Raw genomic sequence first — 23,089 nt, 5'->3', positions numbered from 1 at the left:
CTCGCCTTGACACGATCGTTTCCTCCGGTGTCGCAAACAAGCTGCGAGTAGGGAAAAGGTTTCACTGTTGGGTGCACGAAGCCCCAATAGCCTCTGCGGTACGGCAGTTGTCTTGCCGAAGGCATCAATTCCGCCCAAGCGCGGCGTCCCGTAAAGCAACTGAAGCGGAGAGGGATTGGTGTGCCTCGGGCAGTGACCATTCACTTGCGATCCAGCACCTTACGGATCTTCTCTGCCAATTCGTCAATCGTGTAAGGCTTGGTCAAAAGCTCCGTTCCAAAATCAAGTGTGCCGTTGTGGACAATCGCGTTTCGTGTGTAGCCGGTGGTGTAGAGCACTTTTAGCGACGGGTGCATGCTCTTGACCTGATCCACCAGTTCCCGGCCGGACATCTCCGGCATGACGACGTCAGTGAACAGAAGCGACGGCACTTGCCCGCTTGCGACGGCCGCCAGCGCGTCCCGCGGCCCTTGCATTTCCAACACGGAATAGCCCAGTTCCCGCAGCGCCTCCGCAGCCATCAGCCGGACGCGATCTTCATCCTCGACAACCATGATGATCTCGTCCTCACTGCCGGGGTGCTCGCCCGCCACGGACTCGGCCGGGCTGTCGACCACGTCGCCGTGCGAGCGCGGCAGATAGATTTTCAAAGTGGTTCCGATACCCTGCTCGGAATAAATCTTGACGCTGCCACCGGACTGGCGAACAAATCCATAAACCTGGCTGAGCCCCAGCCCGGTGCCTTTGCCAACCCCCTTTGTGGTGAAGAACGGATCGAAGGCTCTGGCCAACACGTCAGCGGTCATGCCGGTTCCGGTGTCCGTGACAGCTATCATCACATACTGGCCGGAGGGTATTGCGTTTTCTCTCGCATACCGGTCGTCGACATGGGCATTGGATGTCTCGATGGTCAGCCTTCCACCAGCGGGCATGGCATCCCGCGCGTTGACGCAAAGGTTGAGCAACGCGCTTTCCAGCTGCCCTGCGTCGACTTCCACATGCCAAAGTCCCGCGGCGAGCACGGTCTCGATTTGGATTGTCTCCCCAAGCGTCCGGCTCAGCAATTCACTCATATCCGAGACGAGGCGATTTGGATTCAGGCGCTTGGGCGCCAGAGGTTGCTGGCGAGAGAAGGCAAGCAGCCGCTTGGTAAGTTCTGCAGCACGTTGGGCTCCATCGATCGCGCCGGTCACGAACTGGTGGACGTTGGTATCGCCGTTTCTGAGCTTGCGCTGCACAAGGTTCAGTCCGCCGATGATGACAGCCAGCATATTGTTGAAGTCGTGCGCGATGCCACCGGTAAGCTGTCCGACAGCTTCCATCTTCTGGGCCTGCCGCAGGTGCTCTTCTGCTCTGGTGCGTTCGGCGACTTCGTCCATGACACGTTGTTCAAGGGTGCCATTGAGCGTCTGCAGCGCCTTGAACAGTCGAGAATTGTCGATTGCCGTCGCGGCATGGCCCGCAAGCCCCAGCAAGGCCTTCTCTTGCTGTTCGGCGAAGACGCCGATCTCTGCATGACCAAAGAAGAGGCCGCCCAGCACCTCTCCCGAACGCGAGACGACCGGTACCGCAAGATAGGAACGCACTGGCAGATGGCCCTCCGGCATTCCCTTGCGGGGCCAGTTCTTGCCGTAGCGGGGGTCGGCGAGGATGTCGTCGGAGCGCACCACGCTTGTCCCGCGGAAAGTGGGGTCGAACACCGCCGTGTTGCGAGGCATTGGAAAATTTTCGAACGCGGAGCGAGGTGCGCCCGACAGAGCGTAGAGCATGTAGCTGTCGCCCTTGTCGTCGATCACATTGTAGAAGAAAGCTCCGAATTGTGCGCCCGACAGCGCTACGCCGGCATCAGTTACCGTTTGAACAATCCGCTCCACGTCGAGCTCGGCCGCTACCGCGGCAGCGGTGACGTTCATCATCTGAAGCTGATGCTCCACCCGCTTTCGCGCGGTGATATCCATGACGGTACCAATGAAGCGGACCGCACGCCCTGACTGGAAAAGCGACTCGCCCGCTGCCGCAATCCAGCGTTCCTTGCCGTCGTGCAAGCCGACCGTCCGATATTCGATGTCGTAGCGGGAAGACGTGCCCGGCGCGAGCGCCTGGCGTACGGCCTCGTCGGCGCGGGCCCGATCTTCTGGGTGAATACCCGCCAGGAACGCGCTTTCATATGTTACCTCCGCGTCTGGCGGGAGGCCGAAAAGGGCTTTGCACCGGTCATCCCACCGCAGCGCCTTGGTGACGGGATCGTAGTCCCAGGTCCCGATAGCGGCTGCGTCCGTGGCGAGCCGGAGGCGCTCCTCACTGGCCCGGGCCGCCTGTTCCGAGCGAACGCGCTCGATGTGAGCCCAGGACCGCTCCGTCACCTCCGTCAGCAAGGACAGTTCGCGCTGTGACCAGACGCGGGGCTGCTTGTCGTGAATGGCCATCAGGGCGGTCAGCCGGCCCTGTTTTACCAAGGGCATGCAGATGGTTGCCGTTATGCCGATGTCCTGAAAGGTCTTTGCCTCCTCGGGTGCAATTTCCTCGAGGTTGTTGTTGATGATGAGCGGCCGATTGGCGCTGAGATTGGTGACCGCCAGGCGACCAAAATCGGTAAGACTGTAATACCCTCTGATGCTGGGCGAGCCGGGTGCGCTCCAGTCGCCACGGATGGTGAAATGGTCCTGATCCTGTTCCATGTCGGCGTAGGCGCAAATCGAGACGGCAAGATGTTCGCCCAACAGACGAGTGGTGATCGCCATGACGGCGTCGGCGTCGGCCGCGAGGGCAATCTCCCTTCCAAGACGGTCGAGAAAAGCCAGGCGTTCGGCGTTCTCACGCAGCGCTCGCTCAGCGCGAAGCCGCTCGATGGCGGTACGCGTCCGGTCCGCCACTTCCGAAATAAGGGCAACCTCCTCCTTGGCCCAGCGTCTGGGCGCGGAGTGGTTCAGGTATAACAGCGCCACCAAACCGCCATGCTCGGTAACCGGCATGTTGATGACGGATTGGGCGCTGATGGCTTTGAGAGCCTCTGCATGATCCCTTGTTCGCGGGTCTGTCTCGGCATTTTCGAAGACAACGGTGTCGCCCCGCTTCAAGTCCTCGATATACGAGCCGTAGTTCCTGAAATTCAGGGTCCCAGCCAGGCTTTTGATGCCTGGCGCGTTCCAATCCCTCTCGATCGTGATGGTTTCTTTCTCAAGATCGATCGTGCCGTATCCGGCTCGGCTGACATCGAAATGTCTCCCTACCAGTTCCGCGGCAGCGTGGGCCAGTTCGGCAGGATCAGTAATCTCGCGAATCCGGTCGCCCAGCGCCGCCAACAGCTCGAAGCGCTGCAGTTCAGATTGACGATCGCCTGAAGTGACCCCCATATCGCCCCCGTTTTGCCCGGACTGGATAATGCAGTTGACGGCCAAGAGTTCCATTGCGGCCCGCACGCTTCTTTGACGGGCAGGCCGGCGGTTCGCGCGAACACCTTGAGTGACACACGACGAGACGCGGCTTGAACGGCAAGAAACATCTACGATGTCCCTTTGGTCGCCTTGAACTTTAGAACACTCGCGGTTCCAACGGTCGTGCGGCTTCCATTGGGCGTGGCGCTAGCCGCGTCGCTATACGCAATTGGATCTTTTGTGCGCGAACTTGCCTCGGTCCATCATAGGTTAGCGACACGTCGTGCGCTGTGCCGCATAAGCGAGAGGTCAGCGGGCATGTAACGGGCTCCGCTGCTTGGGAGACCATCGCACTCTCGCTCGTTTGGAGACGCTTGATGCTTGACCGACCCATTCGCACGGATACCCTCTACCCGAATGACCTGGACACGCTTCGCGCGGTCTTCGACGCGATGTGCCAGGAGTTTGCCATTTTGCCGGACACCGCGGCGGCTCACTCCATCGCGAGAGAGCTGATCAGGCTGTTCCAGACCGGGATCACGGAATCGGCCATGCTGATGATTGCCGTGCGCGCGCGTTGGCAGGACGACTGGCAAAAGGACGCCAGCAACGCTGCCTGACCTCCGGTGCAGGCACGCACAATCGGTGCATCCTTTTCGAAACGGTGGCGTTGACCGTGACCCTGCCAGCAATGGCCGATCCGTTATCACCACCGACAGGAGGGATCGATGCCGAAATTTCGTTTCGAGTTTATCGAGGGCATGTCCCAGCCTGCAATCTTCGCCGACATGGCTGATCGGGATGAGGCCATCAAAGAGGCGAAGCGCGCAGCCAAGGAGGCCATGCTTGACGGAATTATCGATGGCGCGGACCCGACCAGCTGGGTGACGAAAGTCTACGACGAGGCAGGTTATCTCGTCGTCACACTTGGATTCCAGGATCTGGTCGCCGCCCCCGAGGATTCGCAACGATTAAAAGAGGCGGACGAACCTGGCGTCATGCGGTCTGGCTGAAGCCCGATTTCTGAGTTCACCGGGGCCATTCGAGTTCGATCCAGGCTGGCGCGTGATCGCTTGGCTTGTCCCATCCCCGCACCGACTCATCCACACCCGCGCCGCCCAGGCTGTTCGTGAGCGAGGGGCTCACGAGAAGATGGTCCATGCGAAGGCCGGAGCTGCGGTCGTAACCGCCCCGATAGGAAAAATTCCAGTAGGTATAGACGCCTCTCTCGGGACGGATCAGCCTGACGGCGCCGGTCCAGCCATCGGCAAGCAGGTCGGCGTAAGCCTGTCGGCTCTCCGGGAAGTAGACGGCGTCGCCCAGCCATCGTGCCGGAACCGCGGCGTCGATCGGCGCCGGCACCACGTTGTAGTCGCCGCAAAGCAGGCTGGCGGGCGCGTCCTTGATCAGGAGCCGTCCGTAGTCGATCAGCCGCTCGAACCAGCGGAGCTTATAGTCGAACTTCGGACCAGGCGCCGGGTTGCCGTTGGGCAGGTATAGGCAACCAACGACGAGACCGTCGATCTCCGCCTCGATGTAACGGCTATGCGTGTCATCGGCGTCACCTGGCAACCCGCGCCGACGCTCATGCGGCTGCTTGCCCCGAGCGAGAATGGCTACGCCGTTGTACGACTTCTGTCCGTGCCATATCGCCCCGTAGCCGGCGTTGCTGATGGCATCGGCAGGAAACTTTTCGTCCGATGTTTTCAATTCCTGGAGACAGATGATGTCGTGGTGCGTCTCACCCAGCCATTTGAGCAGAACCGGCAATCGACCGTTGACGCCGTTTACGTTAAAGGTAGCGACCCGGATCATCTGAAGCCTTGAGGCATCCATTCATAAAATGGCGCTCCCCGTTTGAGCGAGTTCGGCAGCGCCCTTTGTCGGCGGCCTCAGCTCTTCACTCATATCATTCATGGCCTGCCAGCCGCCCGACGTCGTTTGAGGACGAGGTCAGCGGTTGTGTTTCGCAGGTGCTCACCTTGTCCGTCAGGATTAACCCCGAAGCGGTAAGAAGGTTTCGACGCCGAGCAGGACCGGTGTGACAACGAGATCGAAGCTCTCTGGCTGCGGCTGAAGCCGGCCGGGCTTATGCGGTCTCTCCGCGTGTCGTGCTGGAACATCGAACGAACCAGATAGTTCGCCGCTGATGGAGCAAACCTGCGGTGAAAGCCATGCCGGTCACCCGCTCGCCGACGCTGAAGATGTGCTGATCGTCGGAGGCGGGCCAGCGGGACTGACCGCGGCCCAATATCTCGCCCGTTTTCGCCATCGCGTGCTGGTGGTCGATGCCGGCCAGCCCCGTGCCGCTCTGATCCCGAAAAGCCATAACTGTCCGGGCTTTCCCGAAGGGATAAGTGGCCCTGACCTTCTCGATCGGCTTGGCCGCCACGCGAGCTTGTACGGAGCAACCTTGATGCGGGGGCAGGTGTTTTCGCTGGCCGCTGGCGAGGGAGGCTTTGATGCTGAGACCTCGATCGGCGCAATCCGCGCGCGTAAGGTTTTCCTGTCGACCGGGATTGTCGACACGACACCCGAATTGCCCCGCTTGGCGGAGGCAATTGCGGCCGGTGTCGTTCGGCTTTGTCCGGTGTGCGACGGATATGAGGTGATCGACCGGAAGATAGCGGTCGTGGGGCAGGGTGACAGAGCCTTGCACGAGGCCATTTTCCTCAGCCGATTCACACCACACGTAACGATGCTGGGGACCCACGCATCGGACTTTTCAACCAGCACGCGTCGCGCGGCGGGCGAAAGAGGGATAGTCATCCGTCACACTCTCGACAGGCTCAGCCCGGCTGCTGACGGTTGTGCGGCGATTTTGCAGGATGGAGCGACCTGCCGCTTCGATGCAGTCTACGCGGCCTTGGGATGCAAGGTGCGCTCGCACCTCGCCCTGACCGTCGGCGCGAGATGTTGCGCGGAGGGCTACGTCACGGTCGATGAGCACCAGCAGACTTCCGTCGCCGGCATGTACGCCATCGGCGACGTTGTGAAAGCGCTGAATCAGATTGCGGTCGCGTTTGGACAAGCTGCCATCGCCGCGTCCCATGCCCATAGAGAGCTTACCGCCTAGGCCGTTTGAGCCGGCTACAAAGCGTCGTCTTTGTCCAGCGGAACAAGCCGCCACTCCGAAGGTTTGGGCAAGCAGGGCACCGGGCAGGGCAGTTGCTGGCAGGCATGGGCATGGCGTTCGACAGGGATGGACCGAAGCTATCGACCGTGCTGCTCATCGCTGCATTGTCGGCACTTGCCGGGTACAATCACACCCGCGCCAAACGTGCGCTTGTTGGCCGGGCGCACGGCCATGTCATGGAGGTTGACGGTCTTCGCCTGCATTTTATCGAAGCCGGCACCGGCATGCCGCTCATTCTGCTGCATGGAAACGGATCCATGGCACAGGATTTCAAGTCGAGCGGCATCTTCGATCAGGCGGCAAAAACCTATCGGGTACTCGCATTTGATCGGCCGGGCTTCGGGCGAAGCACGCGGTCGCGCGGCCGGCGGTGGTCTGCCCGCGACCAAGCCGATCTCATACATGCCGCCGCCGGCAGGCTGGGTATCGAGAACTACATCGTGCTTGGACATTCGTGGGGCGCTTGGGTAGCCCTCGAATTGGCGCGCAGGCATTCTCGTTCGGTTGCCGGCGTCGTGCTGGTCTCCGGCTATTACTATCCGCCGCCGCGGCTTGATCTTGCGCTGGCCGCCCTCCCGGCTCTGCCATTCGTCGGCACCGCGTTTCGCCACACCTTGCTGCCGGTGCTTGTGAGGCTTGCCTGGCCTTGGACGATGCAGAAGATCTTCCACCCAGCGGATGTCGCTGCCGACTTCGCCGTTCTCGCAAAAGATATCGCCAGCCGCCCTTCCCAACTGCGGGCGGTATGTTCGGAATCGGCATCGATGCTGGCGGCGGCCCTGCTGACGAAGGCCAGCTACACGGACATTGCCGTCCCGACCGGCATCCTGGCGGGTTCTGGAGACCGGCTGTTCGACGCCGAGGGGGAGGCACGACGCCTGCATGCGGAGGTCGGTGGGTCCCTCCTCGACGTCGTTGAGGGCGCCGGCCATATGGTTCATCAGAGCGCCCCGGGGGCGGTGATCGCCATGGTGGACACGATTGCAGGACGGCACTCCTCGTCTGAAGAGACCGGCGGCCATGAGCCCGCGAGTTCAGGCGGTGCAGCCTCGCCGGACGTGCCAGGCGGGCGATGAGCAACGCTCGGATGACATTGGCCGCCAAACCGGGCTTTCAAAGATGAACGATCAGCATCCCGCCGACATGCAGTCGGTCCTTCAGCAGAACATACAGGCTCTGGTCGACCACAGGCGACAACAGGAGGAGCACCAAGGCGTTCAGGTGCGAATTGCCGGCATCATTTCGCGCTTCGCGGGAAGCATGCCTTTTGTCTATTTGCATCTCGCAATTCTGATCGCCTGGATCCTTGCGAACCTTGGCCTGATACCGGCCGTCCCAGCCTGGGACCCAACTTTTGTGATCCTGGCCATGGTGGCTTCGGTCGAGGCGATCTTCCTGTCCACCTTCGTGCTGATCAACCAAAACAGAATGGCCGAACACAGCGAGCGCCGAGCGGAGCTGGATCTGCAGATCAGCCTTCTCAACGAGCACGAAACCACGAGGCTCATCGAAATGGTGGCTGCTTTGACGGAGCGCCTCAATGTCTCCACACCGGCCGATCAGGAGCTGCCGCAACTGGCCGAGAATGTCGATCCCCGGCAGGTGATGACGGAAATCCAGCAAGCTTCTGGAGATCAGGAGAAATCTTAAGCAAAAACGAAATGCCCCGCATTGGAGGCGGGCTGCCGCGGAGGCTAATCGAATAAGAGCCTACATCCAGAGGAACATTCGCTGCACTTCAAGGTTCGGTCGCGGGCCTACAATCCTCCCTTGTCTTGGCCTTCGAGGCTGTCGAAGCAGCTTCAGCCCGTCTCGGCTTTCCGAGGCGGGCTTCTCATGACTCCGCCGCGAGGTCGCGGTGACAACAGGCCGATGCGTGTCATATGGAACCAAGTTGACGCCGAGATCGTAGTAGCGGTGGCGACTTGGGGATATCCCGGATGAGCGATGGCGTTGTTCTGATCGTCGAAGACGAGACGATGATACTGCTCGACCTCGAGTCAGCTTTGGAGGAGGCTGGCTTTCAGGTCGTCGGCGTTCGAAATGCTGCCGAGGCGCTGGCGGCCTCCGACCCCGATCCCACCAGGTTCAAGGCCGTGCTCACCGACATCCGTTTGGGGCCGGGACAATCCGGGTGGGAGATCGCCCGGCATTTGCGTAGGTCCAACTCGACCATCCCAGTTGTCTATATGAGCGGCGACAGCGCGGTACACTGGGGAGCGGAAGGAGTGCCCAACAGCATTATGATCACCAAGCCCTTCTTTCTGCCGCAAATCATAACCGCCGTTTCGCAGCTTTTAAACGCTCGGCAAGCCCCAGAAACTCACATCTAGCGCTGATAAGCTTTTTCTCCTTCCACGAAAATCCATGGAACATTCTGTCCCGACCAGCGTTAGGGCGCGCCGGAGAATCCTTATTGTAGGTTTCTTGCAGTGCATGGGCGGGATGAAATGCATAGGGATGCCTATACCCCATCGGAACTTGCCGTACTGAGCCGTGTTCTTGCACGCAGCAATCTCAAGAACGAGACTGAAGCCGAGAGAGAACGGCGCGCATCGCGCATCCTTGCTTACTACCAAGCCGGGATCACGGACGAGAACGAGCTTGAACAGCTGTCCCGGCAGCCGCTGGGAAGATGACGACTGAGCGTCCGTGTCTCGGCAAGCATGCATTTATTCGTCGAGCTTTCGGTCGAGTTCGTCGAGCAACGACCGATGCTCGCGCGGCATGTCCGCATCGGTCGGTAGGTCCAGCAACTGGCGAAGCTGGCGACGGCTGGCGTCCGATGCAATCCACTGACGTATGAGACGGGCTATGGCCTTCTGTTGCGCCTTGCCGATTTCTTCCATGTTGGGAACCCGAACTTGTCCGAGGGTCGAACTCGGCGGATCCCCTCATGGTTCCCTGTCATGCATAACAAACCTGCGGTTGAGCTATGGGCCACCTCAAGGCAAGCGATGTGTGGCTGCCTGAAAGGCATCCCGAATTTTTTGCCTTGAACACGGCCGCGCTTTGCTCACCATCAATTCGATATTTCAGGCGTGGCTTCCGCCGGGACACCCGACAGGACAGCCATTCTTGTCCTCGCATCCTGTATCCGGCCCTTGATGGTGGCTGTGTCGCAATCGCAGATGTCGGCGGCGTCTTCATAGGACAGTCCGAGCATGCAAACCAGAACGATGGCCTGCCGCTCCGGATCCGCCAGGAGGTCAATGGCACGCGCCACCCTGGGGCCGGCTTCCATCTGTTCCTGTGTGTCCGTGGCAAAAGGTTCTGACAGGCAGCTCGCCGGTCCTCGAGGCTGGGGGGCTGTGCCTTCAAGCCTGGCCAAGGAAGCCCTACGCATGGTGGCGAAGATCCAGGGCTTTACCCGGCTTCCGTCAAGACCATCGAGATCTGCAATCCCTTTGACCAGTGTTTCTCGGACAAGATTGTCAGCTTCGTCGATGCTGCCGCTGAGCGAACGTGCGAATGCCCGCAATGCGGGAACAAGGTCGACCAGGTTCGTCTGTTCGCCAGAACCTGGCAAGGACGATCCGCCAGGGTCGGTAGCGGGCTGTGTCTGCTCCGCAAGCGCCGGATCGGACGCGTTGAGCTTGCGATGGTGGTCAGCCATCACACCGATCCTCCAGGGACATGGGACCTCTTTCGTGTCGGTCTGATCTGGTGGGGTGAAGGGTCCAAGAAGCGACAATTGCCATGTTTTGCTCCAGGCTGATACTCGGGCCCGTCATCAGCAGGGTCCTGCGTGCGAGCAAGGATGCATTGTCCCCCGGCACGCACAGACCCAATTAATCCGGTCGCCGACTAGGCGCACTTACATAGATTAAAGCGCCCACCCGCTTGCATTCATGGATCTACTCCATGACCGAGCGCTGAGTGATCTATGGCTCGCGGCTTTGGATATATGTCGGCTCGATGCCCGTCCGATGGGCATGTTGAAGCTGGTTGGGTGGGGGGCTGATCCGATAATGGCGCGAAAATCGGCCGAATTCATCTCATCAATTTGATCTGAAGCGAGAGGCTTAGCCGCAGAACCTTGTCGCCATTTTCATCACGCACCTCGACAAACAATTTCTGGCCGTCGACGCTTTTCAATGCGTCTCTCGTAAGATCGATAAGGCCTTCGAATCCGACTCGGCGCACCTCTTCCAGGCCAGCGCATTCGACACCTATCTCATCCTGCAAGACCAAATCGCGATCGCCGGTGTCAAAGAAAAATCGTGCCATGGGAGAGCTTCCGTCACCACTAATCTGCCGGGTTCTTTTGATGCAGGTAAGTCGTGTCGAAATCCCCTGCGTGAGTGAGGCCGGGCCAGTCGATTGCATGCATTCTCGACCCCGTGGTGGCGATCAGGCCTTCACGTCGTAGTTCCTGAAGCATTCGGTTGACGTGGACCGTTGACAGACCCAATGCGTCGCCAAGTGCGGCTTGGGTTATGGGAATATCCGCAATGTGATCTTGAATGCGTCCCACCGCCCGCAAGCGAAATATGAGTTCGCACAAAATGTGAGCCATGCGGGTGTAAGCCTCACGTCTTCCAACGTTGGTGACCCACTCCCTGTACATCGCGGCGTCGATCAGCGTCGACCGCCAGAAAGCGGTCGCGATGCGAGGGTGCTGGTCACAGATGCTGCGTAGAACATCGTGTCGCATGAAGCCCACTCGGGCCGGCGTCATGGTCGAGAAATTACAATCCATGACCGACAGATGCAGCCCGTGCAGATCGGGAATGTCCCCGGCCACGAAGAAAGACGTGATCTGTCGCTTTCCTTCGCTTGTGTATTTGGTGGACCCGACCAAACCATCCAGGACGACAAACGAGTAAACAGGATGGTCACCCTCACGCACCAGGTCGTGGTTGGCCGAAAAATCTTTCTCCTGAATCGGTATGCTTTTCAAAACCGCGATTTCAGCTTCTCGAATGTCCGAGATGGTCTGAAGCTTGCGGATAAGTACATCCGAGGACGAAGAGGGGGACAAAATGGCTACCTAGCTGATGTTGCCCACCGAACTTTTATCCCAGCCAAAAGTTCCGGATGGCGGTGAAATCCGAATGAGCAGAACCTGGTTTGCCAAAGGCGCGATCAAAACCGCAGCCCATGGAACAAACGCACCCACGGCTTTGTACGTTTTCATACCTAACGCCGCTCCGCCGGAACGTAGGGTAGGCATTCGCGGTTACGTCGGACTCTTCGGGGAGTTCGCCATGGATGAGCCTAAGACAGCTTTCATTGATCGCCTGATCAAGGAAACCAGCGTCAGCGAAAAAGACGCCCGCGAACTGATAGCCCTGCTAGGGCTCAATTGGTCGTCCTTGGTCCGGGAAGCGAAGCTCCTGAAGCCACAGGCCCACGGTGCCTCTTATATGAGCGTGGACGGCGGCGGCGTCTCTGATTTCCAAACGAATTCTAACCAGGTCTCCGAGCAAGGCGGCCATTCTAGCCCGCTGGTCGGCAAGGCTGACACCTAGCGCCCGCTACAAGTTCGTTCAAGCATAGGGGAGGTCTGGAAGGATGGTCGCTAAACGGCCATCGTCCGCGACGGCACCGCTGCCAACAGAAGCGGCTCATCGAGAGGCGCATCTTTGGCGCGTCGCCAGATAAGAACGCAAGACCGCGCGCGCTGCCACTGCCTGCAACACTTTAATCCGCGCCTCAGGAACGGAGTGGTCCCACTGACGTTCTCGACGGTGGCAAGGTGAGACCTCAGTGAACAGACCCATTTCGCGGACGGAAATCATCGAAGAAGTCCATCACCCGTCGAATGACGGGGACCTCGCGAGAGACCAGGGCGCCTCGCCTTCCGCCGCAATCGCGGCGGCGCTGGCCGACTCCCTTGAGAGCGGTCCAAACAAGCATATTGTCCATATAGCCGCCTCGGAACGCAGTGCCGAAGAGACCGCTGCGGCTTTGCGTCAGTTTCTGCCGAGCGCGGACGTCATCTTCCTGCCGTCCTGGGATTGCCTGCCTTACGACAGGGTATGGCCGACACGCGCCAATATGGGGCGGAGGCTTCGCGCTCTGCGTGAGATCGCGAGCGAGCCAAAACGTCCGCGCATCGTGGTTCTGTCGATCGAGACTACTCTCCAGCGGGTGCCGCCCGCACCAGTCATTGCTGGCGGTTTTACAATGCTGGAACTCGGACAAGAGTTCGACCCGGATGGTTTCCGAACGAGAGCAGAGGCGATTGGATACGGTGTCGACGAAAGGGTCGACGAACCGGGCGAGATAGCCTTTCGGGGCGACCTCATGGACATATTCCCTGCTGGCGCCGATCACCCGGTTCGCGTCGTCATCGGTACAGATAGCTGCATCCGGGAACTCAAGACCTATGACCCCATAAGCCAGCTTAGCGAACAGTCGCGCGAGTCGGTCACGGTTGGGCCAGCATCCGAGCTGATTTTCGCAACGGGGGATCATCCTGAGTTGGCAGCGATGCGCGCGACGTCGATGGAAGAACGCCTCGTCGCGTTATACGGCAGCATGCCGTCGGTCTTCGATGTGGCATCCGGCGCCTGTGTCTCCATCGCGGAAGGTCTCGAAGGCGCGCCGCTCGACCGCTTCCTGGGCCTGATCGAAGATGCTCGTGGTGCAAGGCAGGAGGTTGCCGCGCCCGCCAAACCCTTGCCGGAACAGTTTTACCTGTCGCGTCAAGAATGGGACGTCGCAGTCCGTAAACGCCACGGCACGAGTCTCGCCGTTTCTGCCGCGCGAGTTCCCAAATTCTTCCAGCAGGCGCGATCCGGGGATCAGTTCGCCGAATTTGCGGAAAGGCAGACAAGGTCGGGTGTCACTGTGGCGTTCGCGGGCGAGGCCTCCGAACTGCGGCGAGCCGATCGTCTGCTCGATCGGAAGCTTGGTCGGCGAATGGGGGAAGTGGCGGACTGGCCGCGGATCCGTTCGGCCCCAAGGGGCTCTCTTCTCAAGGCCGAGATCGTTCTCGACGAAGGCTTTGTCGACGAGCAATCTGGCATCGCGGTGGTGGCCGCAGCCGACCTGTTTGGCCACGCCTTGAAAGCAAACGGCAGCGCGGCCACCAGCATACTCGAACCCGAGTTGCGCATTGGCGACGTCGTCGTCCATGAGGACCATGGCCTGGCCACGCTGGTGGCGGTCGAACAGGTCGAGTTGGCCGGTCAGCAGCAGGATGTCGTCAGGCTGGAATATCAGGACGGAGCTTCCTTGCTGGTCCCGGTCAATGAGTTTGGGCGGATATGGCGCTATGGCTCGGAACCCGGTGCGGTGCCGCTCGATCGCTTGAACAGCGATGGGTGGCTCAACCGACGCAAGGCGGCGCTGCGCGATATCGACAGGCTGGCCAAGCGCTTGAGGGACCTTGCCAATGCCAGGTCCAGCCAGCCTGCCGCGATCATAAAACCCTCTCGCGCGGACCTTGCCCGGTTCGCGGCGCGGTTTCCCTATACCGAGACTCCCGACCAGGCTGCCGCCATCCGCGACGTGCTCGGCGACCTGTCGTCGGGGAGAACAATGAATCGCCTTGTCTGCGGCGACGTCGGCTTCGGCAAGACAGAGGTGGCCCTGAGGGCCTGCGCCGCCGTGGCCCTCTGCGGGAAGCAGGTGGCGGTGATAGCGCCGACAACGGTGTTGGCACGTCAGCACTACGAGACGTTCAGCAGAAGATTTGCGGGAACCGGCCTCGACGTCGCCCACCTCTCGAGAATGGTCGGAGCGGCGGAGGCGAGAGCGGTGAAGGAGCGGCTGCGGAGCGGTCAGGTCGCGGTGGTTGTGGGTACCCAGGCCCTGGCGGCCAAGAGCGTCAGCTTCGCCAATCTCGGACTGCTGGTGATCGACGAGGAGCACCGGTTCGGCGTCAAGCTCAAGCAGGCGCTGCGGAACATGGCGCCCTGCCTTCATACGCTGAGCATGAGCGCCACGCCGATACCGCGGACGCTGCAATCGGCGATGTCAGGCGTCCAGGAGGCCAGCGTCCTCAACTCTCCGCCCGCCAAAAGACGTCCCGTTCGCACCATCCTGGCGCCCTTCGATCCAGCTTCGGCAAGAGCCGCCCTTTTGCGCGAGTTTCGTCGGGGCGGACAGAGCTTCCTGGTGGTTCCGCGCATCGAAGACATCGATCCGGTTCGCCTGCAGCTAAACAGACTGGTGCCGGAACTCGCGGTCAAGACGGCGCACGGCGAAATGAAAGGGAGACAACTGGACGACATCATGGTCGGGTTCGCTAACGGTGACGGCGACGTCCTGTTGAGCACTGACATCATCGAGAGCGGCCTCGACGTGCCGCGGGCCAACACCATACTGATCTGGCGAGCGGACAGGTTCGGTCTGGCACAGCTGCACCAGCTTCGCGGCCGGGTCGGAAGGGGGGCGGTGCAGGCTATTGCTCTTCTTCTGACCGAGCCTGGCATCGAACTGGCCGAAGGCACAAGAGCCCGACTTTCGACCATGATTGCGCTCGATCGGCTTGGCTCCGGCCTTGCGATCAGCCAAAGGGACCTCGACCTGCGCGGGGCAGGAGACCTTTTCGGCGAAGATCAAGCCGGACACATGAAGCTGATCGGAGCAGGCCTTTACCAACATTTTCTGCAGCGGGCGGTCTCGCTGGCTGCGGGAGGGGCCGATACCGACAAGCAGCTTGCCGACATCAACGGCGCCGGAAAAGGGGCCTTTCCCGAAAGTTACGTCAACGAGCCGACGGTGCGCGTCAGCCTCTATGCGAGGCTGTCTCGTTTAGCTGCCGAGACGGACCTCGATGCATTCGGCGAAGAGCTTGAGGACCGCTTTGGAGACATGCCCGGCGAAGTGGCGGATTTACTGGAACTGACCAGGTTGCGCATAGCCGCGGCGGACCTGGGCATCAGCAAAGTCGATGTGGGACCAGAAGGGATCGCGATTACCTTCCGCAAGAAGCCCGTGGCATCAAAATGGCGCTTTAAAAACGCACAGGGCTTCGAGTTCCGCAACGGCCGGCTGATTTTCAGGCCCCCGATCCAGTCTCGCGGCTCAGGTATCGATGCCGTCCGCTCGGTGCTCGGTGCCTTGCGTGCAGCCCGGCCGGCGCGGCGCCGCCCATGATGGGTTCGCTCGGATCACCGGTTCCAGATCGTGGGGAAAGTCCGGCGCTTCGATGGGCAGTTCGTCAGCCGGCGTTCTTTCCCTTTGAGTCACGGCCGGAAGCATTTCGGCGACCTCGATGAGGATATCCTTGACGAAGTGATTGATCTGGGCGTCCATCTACCGCGAGCCTGTTGTCTCCGATGGCGTCCGAACTTGCTGCCCGAACCAAAGTTCCCGCCTGAGACGCGTGACGAGGCGAGCGAAAGTCAGCTAATACCGTGTCCGGCGTGCGGTTCGCTCAAGGCATCACTCCGGCTTGATGGGCGGTCATGGCAGCCATATTCTGATCCAGATGGGCCATGATCCAGACTGAGCCCAGAACCACCAGCGCCACGATCAGCACGCCGAAGGCCAGGGCCAGGACGTTGTTGGTGTTGTCCCGTCCGGTCGTCAGGTGGAGAAAGAAGACAAGATGCACGCCCATCTGCGCGACAGCGAGCACCACCAGGGCCGAAATTACCGCCGGCTGGTAGATCAGGTTGGTCTGAGCCGCCAGGAACGAAGCGATCGTCAGCAGGATGGCCAGGCCGAAGCCAAGCAGGTAGCCAGAGAGGCCCCCCGCCATTTCGTGCTCGGTTATGCGTTCCTCGCCCGGTGCTGAATCGCGGCGGTCTGGCGTCTCGCCTGTCCCGCTCTCGCCCCCGATCTCGGTCATGGCGATGCTCCTAGCAGATAAACCAGGGTGAAGATGGCAACCCAGATGATGTCGAGCGCGTGCCAGAAGAGCCCGAAGCAGTGGAGCCGCCGCAAAATATCGGACCGAAAACCCTTGACCCACAGCTGCGCCATCATGGTGCCTAGCCAGAGCAGGCCGAGTGCGACGTGGGTCCCGTGGCAACCAACGAGTGCGAAGAAGGCCGAAAGAAATGCGCTTCGAGACGGGCCTGCCTGCTCGCCGGCCATCGCCGCGAACTCCTGCACCTCCAGGAGCAGGAAGGCTGCCCCGAGCAGGCCCGTAACCAGCAGCCAGAACTGGGTGGTAGCCATCGATCTGCGGTGGCTCGCGAGCGTTGCCAAGCCGCCGGTGAAGCTCGAACTGAGCAGAAGGCCCGTTTGCACCGCAACGCGCGTGGGCTCGAACAGATCCTTGCCGGCCGGCCCGTCGGCGATTGCCTTGGCGAGCACGGCATAGGCGGCGAAGAAGGCCGAGAACATGATGATGTCGGACAGCAGAAAGATCCAGAACCCGTAGGCAACGGTGACGAACTTCGACGCTGGGCCGCCCTGTCCGTGGCCCGTCGCGGATCTTGCACCATGGCTGCCGGTGCGATTGACCCGGTATTGGTCGCGTGTCTGGCCGTCGGCGCTGATGTCGGTGGTGAAGGCGTGATCGCTCATACCGGACGTTCCCAGCTGCGCAGGAAGGCAAGCCGCGCGGCTCGGCCGTTTCGGTCTATTCGCGCGACCTCATCGGCGGGGATCTCGTAGTCGCCATGATCGCGCCAGGCGAAGACGACGAAGGTGGCGTAGGCGCCGATGAAGCCGACGATCGCCAGCCACCAAATGTGCCAGATCAGCGCGAAGCCGATCAGCGTACTGAAGAAAGCGGTGACGAAGCCCGTCGGGCTGTTGCGCGGCATCTCGATAGGCTCGTACGCGGCCTCCGTCTCCGCGCTCTGCTCCTCGATCCCCCGCTGCTTGATGCTCCAGTAGGGTTCTTCGTTCTCGACATGTGGCAGCCGCGCAAAGTTGAAGGCGGGCGGAGGGGAGGGTGTCGACCATTCCAGCGAACGCCCATCCCACGGGTCGCCGGTCTCGTCGCGAAGCTTGTCGCGATGCCGGATCGAAACCACCAGCTGCATGATCTGCAGCGCGGCGCCGATAATCATCACCAGCACGCCGAACGCGGCCACCACCAGCCACGGTGCCCAAAGATCCATGTCGATGTGCTGAAGGCGCCGCGTCATGCCAAGCAGGCCGACGATATAGAGGGGCACGAAGACCAGCATGTAGCCGACCAAGGTGACCCAAAACGCCGCCTTCCCCCAACCTTCGTGCAACCGGAAGCCGAATGCCTTGGGGAACCAGTAGGTGAAGCCGGCGAAGGCGCCGAACAGCACGCCCGAGATGATGACGTTGTGGAAATGTGCCACGAGGAAAAGCGAGTTGTGCAGCACGAAGTCGGCGGGCGGGACGGCAAGCAGGACGCCGGTCATGCCGCCGACGGTGAAGGTGGTGACGAAAGCCAGTGCCCAAAGCATGGGCGTGTCGAAGCGAACGCGCCCGCCATACATGGTAAAGAGCCAATTGTAGATTTTTACGCCGGTGCCGACGGCGATGACCGAGGTGGCGATGCCAAACGCGGCATTGACGTCGGCACCGGCGCCCATGGTGAAGAAATGGTGCAGCCAGACCATGAACGAGACGATGCAGATGAACATCGTCGCCGCGACCATCGAACGATATCCGAACAGCGGCTTTGAGGAGAAGGTCGAGAAGATCTCGGAAAAAATCCCGAAGGCTGGAAGCACCAGGATGTAGACCTCGGGATGGCCCCAGGCCCAGATCAGGTTGACGAACATCATCTGATTTCCCCCGGCTTCGTTGGTGAAGAAATGGAAGCCGAGATAGCGGTCCAGCGTCAGCATCGCGAGCGTGGCGGTGAGGATCGGGAAGGCCGCGACGATGAGCAGGTTGGATGCCAGCGATGTCCAGCAGAACATCGGCATGCGCAGGTACCCCATTCCCGGCGCACGCATCTTGAGGATGGTCGTCACCAGGTTCACGCCGGTCAGCAGCGTGCCGACGCCGGAGATCTGGATCGACCACAGATAATAGTCGACACCGACGCCCGGCGAGTAGGTGGTTTCCGACAAGGGTGCATAGGGCAACCAGCCGGTGCGCGCGAACTCGCCGATGACAAGCGAGATGTTGACCAGCAGGGCTCCGGTAGCCGTCAACCAGAAGCTGACCGAGTTGAGTGTCGGAAAGGCGACATCGCGGATGCCAAGCTGCAGTGGCACGACGAAATTCATCAGTCCGATGATGAAGGGCATTGCCGCGAAGAAGATCATGATCGTGCCGTGCGCCGAAAAGATCTGGTCGTAATGCTCGGGCGGAAGATAGCCTGGACCGTGGATGGCCAGCACCTGTTGCGTGCGCATCATGATGGCATCGATGAAGCCACGCAAAAGCATGAGCATCGCGAGCACGATGTACATCACGCCGATGCGTTTGTGGTCGACCGAAGTTATCCACTCGCTCCACAGATAGGGCCAATATCCCTTGAGACCTATCCAGCAGAGCACCGCTGCCGCGGCGAGGAACACCGCGAAGGCCGCACCGAGGGGGATAGGTTGGTCGAACGGAATCGCCGACCAATCGAGCTTGCCGAGCATCGTCATTCTCCCCCTTCTGCCTGCTGGTGGTGCGCCATGGTCGCCGCTCGTAACGCCTTCGGACTGACCTGTGGCTCACCGCTGCCGCCACTTTCAGCGGGGCCGGGGCCGGGCGGCAGCGTCTGCTGAACAACCGCTTCGAACAGCCCGGGCTGCACGTGGCCGAACGAAGCCGGCGGCAGGTTTGTGCTTTGCCGGGCGAGCTCGCGGTAAGCGTCGGCGTTGAGCACGCCGCCGCCACCACGCAACGATGACGTCCAGCGGGTGAACGCATCAGGCGAAACCGCGGTCACGCTGAAGTTCATGTCCGAGAAGCCGTCGCCGCTGAAATGCGCCGACTGACCGAAATAGCTCCCCTCGCGGTCGGCCTGCAGATGCAACTCGGTCTGCATGCCGTTCATGACATAGACCATGCTGCCAAGCTGAGGCACGAAGAACGTGTTCATCACGCTGGCCGAGGTCAGCTTGAAATGCACGGGAACGCCGGCCGGGATGACCAGCTGGTTGACCGCCCCAACTCCCTGCTCGGGATAGAGGAACAGCCATTTCCAATCGAGCGCCACCACTTGGATGTCGAGCGGTGGCCGCGCCGAGGCGATCGGTTTGCGCGGATCGAGGTGATAGGAACCGTAGTAGATCAGTCCGCCAAGGAAGAGGATGGTAAGCGTCGGGATCGACCAGACGATCAACTCGATCCGACCGGAATAGGTGAATTCCGGGTCGTAGCGGGCATTGCTGTTGGAGGCGCGGAACTTCCAAGCGAAGGCCAGCAGTGCGATCAGCGTCGGAATGACGATCACCAGCATCACCGCCAGCGAGTTCAAAAGGATCGTGCGATTGCCCGCGCCAATTGGCCCTTGCGGGTCGAGCACGCCCCCCGCGCAGCCGGGCAAGAATGCGGCTGCGGGTATCCAGAGCAGCGAACGCGCCGACTCGGGGGTGAATGGCAATAACAGTGGCTGCGCCACGCATCTCGGGGAGGACGCGTCGTGAGGGCACGCGTTCTTCGCGTTTTCCATCTAAGTCTTCCCTGACGCAGAATTCGAGATACGCCCGGTGTCGCCTGCCGCCCAACGAACGCCTAACTGGCGCCCGTGGCGTTTGTTCCGCCGCCGCCCGTCTTGGGCCGCCCGGGCGGCAAAGCCGGCGCGTTTTTGACAGATCTTGAGAACCGCAGCAGAGCGCTGCGCTCGGACAGGCTCAGCTATTTGGAACCGTCGCCGGCTCGCGCACGAATTTCATTTTCGGCGGCACGGCAAACTCCGTGAACCGATCAGCCAGGCTGTCAAGAGCTTGACGCATGCCCATGCCGGCCGCCGCCGCCCCATGTCCACTGATGACCATCTGCGGCTTCAGCGCGGCCAGGCGCTTCACCGATCTTTCCGCCGCATCCCAGTCCGGCGTGAAATAGCGTGGCGGACCGTGCATCTCGAGATCCTGAACGGCGACCTCATAGACCGACTCCTGGCCTGTGGTGATGAAAGCGTCCCCTACGATCAGCGAGCGGTCCTCCTCGCGCCAGAGCGAGATATGCCCCGGGGCGTGTCCTGGCGTGTGCAGCCACTGCCATCCGGGCATTCCGGGGATCGAACCGTCGGCCGGCAAGAGTTCCAGACGGTTGCCAAGATCGATCGGCCCGCGTGGAAATAGCGGCGAGAGCAGCGCCATCAGTCCACCCCCGACCCAGGGGTCCGGCGGCGGATAGGATGTGGTCCCGTCCAAATAGGGGCGCTCGAGCGGGTGCGCGAAGACAGGCACGTCCCACGTAGTCGCCAGGTCCAGAACCGTTCCCACATGGTCGAAATGGCCGTGCGTCAAGATGATCGCAGCCGGCCGCGCGTCAATCCCGAAGCGCTTCTCCGCCACAGCAAGGATGCTGCTCCGGGACGTCGGCAACCCGGTATCGATCAGCACCCATTTCCGGTCTCCGCTGCCCGGTGCGCCGAAGAACACGACATTGACGATTGCCAGCCGCAAATAACCCAGATCCGGTGCGATGCTCCAAGCACCGTCGCCACGATCCTCGCGCCTGGCGTGGTCGATATCGGAAAGTTGAATTTGAACGGTCATGTGATCCCGTGCCTCTGTTGTTTGCCGGGCAGCCGGTCGAGTTAAGCGACGCCGGTGCTACATCGCCCCGAACTTGGCTCGAGCCTCCTTGTTCCTGATGTCGCCAATCGCCACCCAGCTCGCGGCTGGTCGACCACCGGAACAAAGGCTCGGCCAGTCGGTTCGGCTTTACCCCGCTCAGGCAGGATGAGGGGTCAGCTGAGCTGAGCAATGGAACGCGGCTTGCCTGATCGGATACGGCGTTTCGCCAAGGCAATTCGCGGTCCAAACAGGGCGGCCGAGTTTGAAACCGACTGCCCAAAGGAGACTTCGAATGGACGAAGTGGAACGCACGGACGGGCACGAAGTGGGTGAGTCGGCTCCGAAAGCTTCGCGCTTTGCCAGTTTTTTCATGGCGGGCTTTGAGTGCTCCTCGCATCGGCGCAAGGATGGCGTCCGCCTCGACCTTATTCGTGCGACTTCGCATAATTTGCATGCCCTCGGCGATTACCGGGCCTGCGCCGAACTCGGCCTGCGCACCATTCGCGATGGGCTACGCTGGCACCTGATCGAAACCGCTCCTGGAACCTATGACTGGTCAAGTTGGATGCCTATGGTCGAGGCAGCCCAATCGGCAGGGGTCCAGGTCATCTGGGACATCTTCCATTATGGATCCCCGGATCATGTCGATCAGGGGTCCATCCAGTTCATCGATGCCTATGCCTCGTTCGCGGCGGAAGCCGTGAGGGTGTACCGTTCGATAACCGGAACATCGCCTCTGTTGTGTCCGATCAACGAAATCTCCTTCTTCGCCTGGGCCGTCGAGGTCGGCTATTTCCCGCGCGTAGGGCCGAACAAGCGGGGATGGTTCAAGCGGCACCTCGTCAAGGCTGCCATCGCCGGTGTTCGTGCAATGCGGGAGGTCGATCCGGCATGCGGATTTGTCTGGGCCGAGCCGCTCATCCACATCGCGCCTCGCGACCGGACCCGCGGCGAACGGCGCCGCGCCGAAAACGCCCGACTGGGACAGTTCGAGGCCTACGACATGTTGCTGGGCCGCGTCGAACCGGAGTTGGGCGGCAGCGAGGATGTTGTCGACGCCGTGGGCCTGAACTTCTACCCACACAATCAATGGTACATAAATGGACCGACCATTCCGATGGGGCACCACGAGTACCGTGCTCTGTCGGAAATGCTGATCGAGGTCGCTCATCGATACGGCAAGCCGATGTTCATTGCCGAAACCGGCTCGGAGGGATCGGGCGGGGCGGCTTGGCTCCACTATGTCTGCGACGAGGTGCGTGCGGCGATAAAACTCGAAGCGCCGATCGACGGTATTTGCCTGTATCCGATAACCGCTTACCCCGGGTGGGATAATTCCCGACATGCGGAGGTGGGATTGTTTTCCGTCATCCAGGCGGATGGCACGCGACGCCTCCGCCAGCCCGTCGCGGACGAACTGGTTCGGCAGCAAGATCTGTTCGCACCAAACCGGACGCGTTGAAGGAGCGGCCGGCAACCAGGCGGGGGCGGCGTTGTGGATGCCGCCCCTGGCCGTTGGATCAGCTTTTTGCAGTCTCCCCCGCCGCGCGCAACTTGGCGTACCGCAGGGTCACGTCGCTCAGATTTTCCTTAAGCCAATCGGCCATCGCTTCCTCTTCGCTCAGATTTTGCTTGAGGACCGTTTCGGCATCCTGGAAGCCGCCGGCCTCGGCGAGCACCAGGAGCGAATTGTAGGCAGCGATCTCGTAGTTCTCGAAGGCGAAATTCGCCAGGCTGTTCTTGATGATCTCGTCGCCTGCCATCGAGTGTCCCATGGCAGCCATGCTGCCAACCATCGACAGGGCCGTGTCCTTGAGAGTCGAGTGCTCTTCATCGAGACCCTCCAGGACCGTCTCGAGCCGAGTGATCTGGCCCTCGGTCTCTTGAATATGCCGGCGCAAGCGATCAGCCACCTCAGGATAATTCTCGATACGCTCGACCTGTGGTTTCATGATCGACAGCGCTTGGTTCTCCATGGCATGGGCGTTGCGCAAGCCAACAATGAATATCGAACGGCTCTCCGAGTTGAAGTTTGTATCCATCGCAATTCTCCT

22 protein-coding genes are annotated in these 23,089 nt (G+C 61.0%); 9 read left to right on the top strand and 13 right to left on the bottom strand.

The window, feature by feature from the left end; translation table 11 throughout:
* Window positions 1-200 precede the first annotated feature (200 nt).
* The gene (locus LB554_RS19290; protein ID WP_411961404.1) at window positions 201-3,407 is read right to left on the bottom strand and encodes a GAF domain-containing protein; all 3,207 of its coding nucleotides are present in this window, start codon (window positions 3,405-3,407) and stop codon (window positions 201-203) included.
* A 344-nt stretch (window positions 3,408-3,751) separates the two neighbouring features.
* On the opposite strand from LB554_RS19290, the gene LB554_RS19285 reads away from it, so the two are divergent.
* Window positions 3,752-3,994, top strand: coding sequence for a hypothetical protein (locus LB554_RS19285; protein WP_140725748.1), 243 nt, complete (start codon window positions 3,752-3,754; stop codon window positions 3,992-3,994).
* A gap of 108 nt (window positions 3,995-4,102) precedes the next feature.
* Window positions 4,103-4,387 (top strand): DUF6894 family protein, encoded by a 285-nt coding sequence (locus tag LB554_RS19280; protein ID WP_023771439.1) that lies wholly within the window; start codon window positions 4,103-4,105, stop codon window positions 4,385-4,387.
* 16 nt (window positions 4,388-4,403) lie between these two features.
* Here the strand turns inward: LB554_RS19280 and xth are convergent, their stop codons facing one another.
* Window positions 4,404-5,189, bottom strand: coding sequence for an exodeoxyribonuclease III (xth, locus tag LB554_RS19275; protein ID WP_224586289.1), 786 nt, complete (start codon window positions 5,187-5,189; stop codon window positions 4,404-4,406).
* A 334-nt stretch (window positions 5,190-5,523) separates the two neighbouring features.
* On the opposite strand from xth, the gene LB554_RS19270 reads away from it, so the two are divergent.
* From LB554_RS19270 to LB554_RS19255, 4 genes are all read left to right on the top strand, one after another.
* Window positions 5,524-6,450, top strand: coding sequence for an NAD(P)/FAD-dependent oxidoreductase (locus LB554_RS19270; protein WP_140790223.1), 927 nt, complete (start codon window positions 5,524-5,526; stop codon window positions 6,448-6,450).
* 104 nt (window positions 6,451-6,554) lie between these two features.
* Entirely contained in the window at window positions 6,555-7,586 is a 1,032-nt protein-coding gene (locus LB554_RS19265; protein WP_224586250.1) for an alpha/beta fold hydrolase, read from the top strand.
* A 43-nt stretch (window positions 7,587-7,629) separates the two neighbouring features.
* Entirely contained in the window at window positions 7,630-8,160 is a 531-nt protein-coding gene (locus LB554_RS19260; protein WP_041163348.1) for a DUF1003 domain-containing protein, read from the top strand.
* Between the two features lie 290 nt (window positions 8,161-8,450).
* Window positions 8,451-8,843 carry a response regulator transcription factor gene (locus tag LB554_RS19255; RefSeq protein WP_224586248.1) on the top strand — a complete coding sequence of 131 codons (393 nt, stop codon included), beginning with the start codon at window positions 8,451-8,453 and terminating at the stop codon, window positions 8,841-8,843.
* 339 nt (window positions 8,844-9,182) lie between these two features.
* Here the strand turns inward: LB554_RS19255 and LB554_RS19245 are convergent, their stop codons facing one another.
* The 4 genes from LB554_RS19245 to LB554_RS19230 form a co-directional block, all read right to left on the bottom strand.
* On the bottom strand, window positions 9,183-9,359 hold the full coding sequence (locus LB554_RS19245) for a hypothetical protein (protein WP_157163632.1): 177 nt from the start codon (window positions 9,357-9,359) through the stop codon (window positions 9,183-9,185).
* A 173-nt stretch (window positions 9,360-9,532) separates the two neighbouring features.
* Complete coding sequence (locus tag LB554_RS19240; RefSeq protein ID WP_140876720.1) at window positions 9,533-10,126, bottom strand: sigma factor-like helix-turn-helix DNA-binding protein; 594 nt, start codon at window positions 10,124-10,126, stop codon at window positions 9,533-9,535.
* 377 nt (window positions 10,127-10,503) lie between these two features.
* Window positions 10,504-10,740, bottom strand: coding sequence for a DUF6894 family protein (locus LB554_RS19235; RefSeq protein WP_015316415.1), 237 nt, complete (start codon window positions 10,738-10,740; stop codon window positions 10,504-10,506).
* A 19-nt stretch (window positions 10,741-10,759) separates the two neighbouring features.
* On the bottom strand, window positions 10,760-11,494 hold the full coding sequence (locus tag LB554_RS19230) for a Crp/Fnr family transcriptional regulator (RefSeq protein WP_015316416.1): 735 nt from the start codon (window positions 11,492-11,494) through the stop codon (window positions 10,760-10,762).
* Window positions 11,495-11,567: 73 nt separating this feature from the next.
* Between LB554_RS19230 and LB554_RS19225 the strand changes: the two genes are divergently transcribed.
* Window positions 11,568-11,984: a hypothetical protein gene (locus LB554_RS19225; RefSeq protein ID WP_041163349.1), complete on the top strand. Its 417-nt coding sequence runs from the start codon at window positions 11,568-11,570 to the stop codon at window positions 11,982-11,984.
* A 238-nt stretch (window positions 11,985-12,222) separates the two neighbouring features.
* Window positions 12,223-15,564, top strand: coding sequence for a DEAD/DEAH box helicase (locus LB554_RS19220; RefSeq protein ID WP_224586247.1), 3,342 nt, complete (start codon window positions 12,223-12,225; stop codon window positions 15,562-15,564).
* Here LB554_RS19220 and LB554_RS19215 read toward each other — a convergent pair.
* The 6 genes from LB554_RS19215 to LB554_RS19190 all read right to left on the bottom strand — a co-directional run bounded on the left by LB554_RS19215 (window position 15,493) and on the right by LB554_RS19190 (window position 21,014).
* Window positions 15,493-15,723 (bottom strand): hypothetical protein, encoded by a 231-nt coding sequence (locus LB554_RS19215; protein ID WP_015316419.1) that lies wholly within the window; start codon window positions 15,721-15,723, stop codon window positions 15,493-15,495. The genes LB554_RS19220 and LB554_RS19215 overlap by 72 nt on opposite strands.
* Window positions 15,724-15,844: 121 nt before the next feature.
* Entirely contained in the window at window positions 15,845-16,261 is a 417-nt protein-coding gene (cyoD, locus tag LB554_RS19210) for a cytochrome o ubiquinol oxidase subunit IV (RefSeq protein WP_015316420.1), read from the bottom strand.
* Window positions 16,258-16,944: a cytochrome c oxidase subunit 3 gene (locus LB554_RS19205; protein ID WP_224586245.1), complete on the bottom strand. Its 687-nt coding sequence runs from the start codon at window positions 16,942-16,944 to the stop codon at window positions 16,258-16,260. The genes cyoD and LB554_RS19205 overlap by 4 nt, the downstream gene beginning before the upstream one ends.
* Window positions 16,941-18,944 (bottom strand): cytochrome o ubiquinol oxidase subunit I, encoded by a 2,004-nt coding sequence (gene cyoB, locus LB554_RS19200; RefSeq protein WP_224586288.1) that lies wholly within the window; start codon window positions 18,942-18,944, stop codon window positions 16,941-16,943. Before cyoB ends, LB554_RS19205 begins: the two co-directional genes overlap by 4 nt.
* Before the next feature lie 2 nt (window positions 18,945-18,946).
* A complete protein-coding gene (cyoA, locus tag LB554_RS19195) occupies window positions 18,947-19,963 on the bottom strand; it encodes a ubiquinol oxidase subunit II (RefSeq protein WP_224586235.1) in 1,017 nt (338 codons plus the stop codon).
* 181 nt (window positions 19,964-20,144) lie between these two features.
* Window positions 20,145-21,014 (bottom strand): MBL fold metallo-hydrolase, encoded by an 870-nt coding sequence (locus tag LB554_RS19190; protein ID WP_140821167.1) that lies wholly within the window; start codon window positions 21,012-21,014, stop codon window positions 20,145-20,147.
* 313 nt (window positions 21,015-21,327) lie between these two features.
* Between LB554_RS19190 and LB554_RS19185 the strand changes: the two genes are divergently transcribed.
* Window positions 21,328-22,497 carry a beta-glucosidase gene (locus LB554_RS19185; RefSeq protein ID WP_224586234.1) on the top strand — a complete coding sequence of 390 codons (1,170 nt, stop codon included), beginning with the start codon at window positions 21,328-21,330 and terminating at the stop codon, window positions 22,495-22,497.
* A gap of 58 nt (window positions 22,498-22,555) precedes the next feature.
* Here LB554_RS19185 and LB554_RS19180 read toward each other — a convergent pair whose 3' ends face one another.
* Window positions 22,556-23,077: a ferritin-like domain-containing protein gene (locus LB554_RS19180; protein ID WP_015316426.1), complete on the bottom strand. Its 522-nt coding sequence runs from the start codon at window positions 23,075-23,077 to the stop codon at window positions 22,556-22,558.
* Window positions 23,078-23,089: the final 12 nt, after the last annotated feature.

This window comes from Mesorhizobium sp. CO1-1-11, assembly GCF_020164995.1.
In the GTDB taxonomy this organism is placed as follows: domain Bacteria; phylum Pseudomonadota; class Alphaproteobacteria; order Rhizobiales; family Rhizobiaceae; genus Mesorhizobium; species Mesorhizobium australicum.
The sequence above is the reverse complement of the archived record's forward strand: the minus strand, read 5'-3'. Positions and strand labels throughout refer to the sequence as shown.

What these genes read in the sequence shown, in the direction of transcription:
- LB554_RS19260 (WP_041163348.1), top strand. Translation starts at nt 7,630, where the DNA reads ATGAACGATCAGCATCCCGCCGACATGCAGTCGGTCCTTCAGCAGAAC.
- LB554_RS19240 (WP_140876720.1), bottom strand. Translation starts at nt 10,126, where the DNA reads ATGGCTGACCACCATCGCAAGCTCAACGCGTCCGATCCGGCGCTTGCG.
- cyoB (WP_224586288.1), bottom strand. Translation starts at nt 18,944, where the DNA reads ATGCTCGGCAAGCTCGATTGGTCGGCGATTCCGTTCGACCAACCTATC.
- LB554_RS19205 (WP_224586245.1), bottom strand. Translation starts at nt 16,944, where the DNA reads ATGAGCGATCACGCCTTCACCACCGACATCAGCGCCGACGGCCAGACA.
- LB554_RS19255 (WP_224586248.1), top strand. Translation starts at nt 8,451, where the DNA reads ATGAGCGATGGCGTTGTTCTGATCGTCGAAGACGAGACGATGATACTG.
- LB554_RS19185 (WP_224586234.1), top strand. Translation starts at nt 21,328, where the DNA reads ATGGACGAAGTGGAACGCACGGACGGGCACGAAGTGGGTGAGTCGGCT.
- LB554_RS19285 (WP_140725748.1), top strand. Translation starts at nt 3,752, where the DNA reads ATGCTTGACCGACCCATTCGCACGGATACCCTCTACCCGAATGACCTG.
- LB554_RS19245 (WP_157163632.1), bottom strand. Translation starts at nt 9,359, where the DNA reads ATGGAAGAAATCGGCAAGGCGCAACAGAAGGCCATAGCCCGTCTCATA.
- xth (WP_224586289.1), bottom strand. Translation starts at nt 5,189, where the DNA reads ATGATCCGGGTCGCTACCTTTAACGTAAACGGCGTCAACGGTCGATTG.
- LB554_RS19290 (WP_411961404.1), bottom strand. Translation starts at nt 3,407, where the DNA reads ATGGAACTCTTGGCCGTCAACTGCATTATCCAGTCCGGGCAAAACGGG.
- cyoD (WP_015316420.1), bottom strand. Translation starts at nt 16,261, where the DNA reads ATGACCGAGATCGGGGGCGAGAGCGGGACAGGCGAGACGCCAGACCGC.
- cyoA (WP_224586235.1), bottom strand. Translation starts at nt 19,963, where the DNA reads ATGGAAAACGCGAAGAACGCGTGCCCTCACGACGCGTCCTCCCCGAGA.
- LB554_RS19270 (WP_140790223.1), top strand. Translation starts at nt 5,524, where the DNA reads ATGGAGCAAACCTGCGGTGAAAGCCATGCCGGTCACCCGCTCGCCGAC.
- LB554_RS19215 (WP_015316419.1), bottom strand. Translation starts at nt 15,723, where the DNA reads ATGGACGCCCAGATCAATCACTTCGTCAAGGATATCCTCATCGAGGTC.
- LB554_RS19265 (WP_224586250.1), top strand. Translation starts at nt 6,555, where the DNA reads ATGGGCATGGCGTTCGACAGGGATGGACCGAAGCTATCGACCGTGCTG.
- LB554_RS19225 (WP_041163349.1), top strand. Translation starts at nt 11,568, where the DNA reads ATGAGCAGAACCTGGTTTGCCAAAGGCGCGATCAAAACCGCAGCCCAT.
- LB554_RS19235 (WP_015316415.1), bottom strand. Translation starts at nt 10,740, where the DNA reads ATGGCACGATTTTTCTTTGACACCGGCGATCGCGATTTGGTCTTGCAG.
- LB554_RS19280 (WP_023771439.1), top strand. Translation starts at nt 4,103, where the DNA reads ATGCCGAAATTTCGTTTCGAGTTTATCGAGGGCATGTCCCAGCCTGCA.
- LB554_RS19190 (WP_140821167.1), bottom strand. Translation starts at nt 21,014, where the DNA reads ATGACCGTTCAAATTCAACTTTCCGATATCGACCACGCCAGGCGCGAG.
- LB554_RS19180 (WP_015316426.1), bottom strand. Translation starts at nt 23,077, where the DNA reads ATGGATACAAACTTCAACTCGGAGAGCCGTTCGATATTCATTGTTGGC.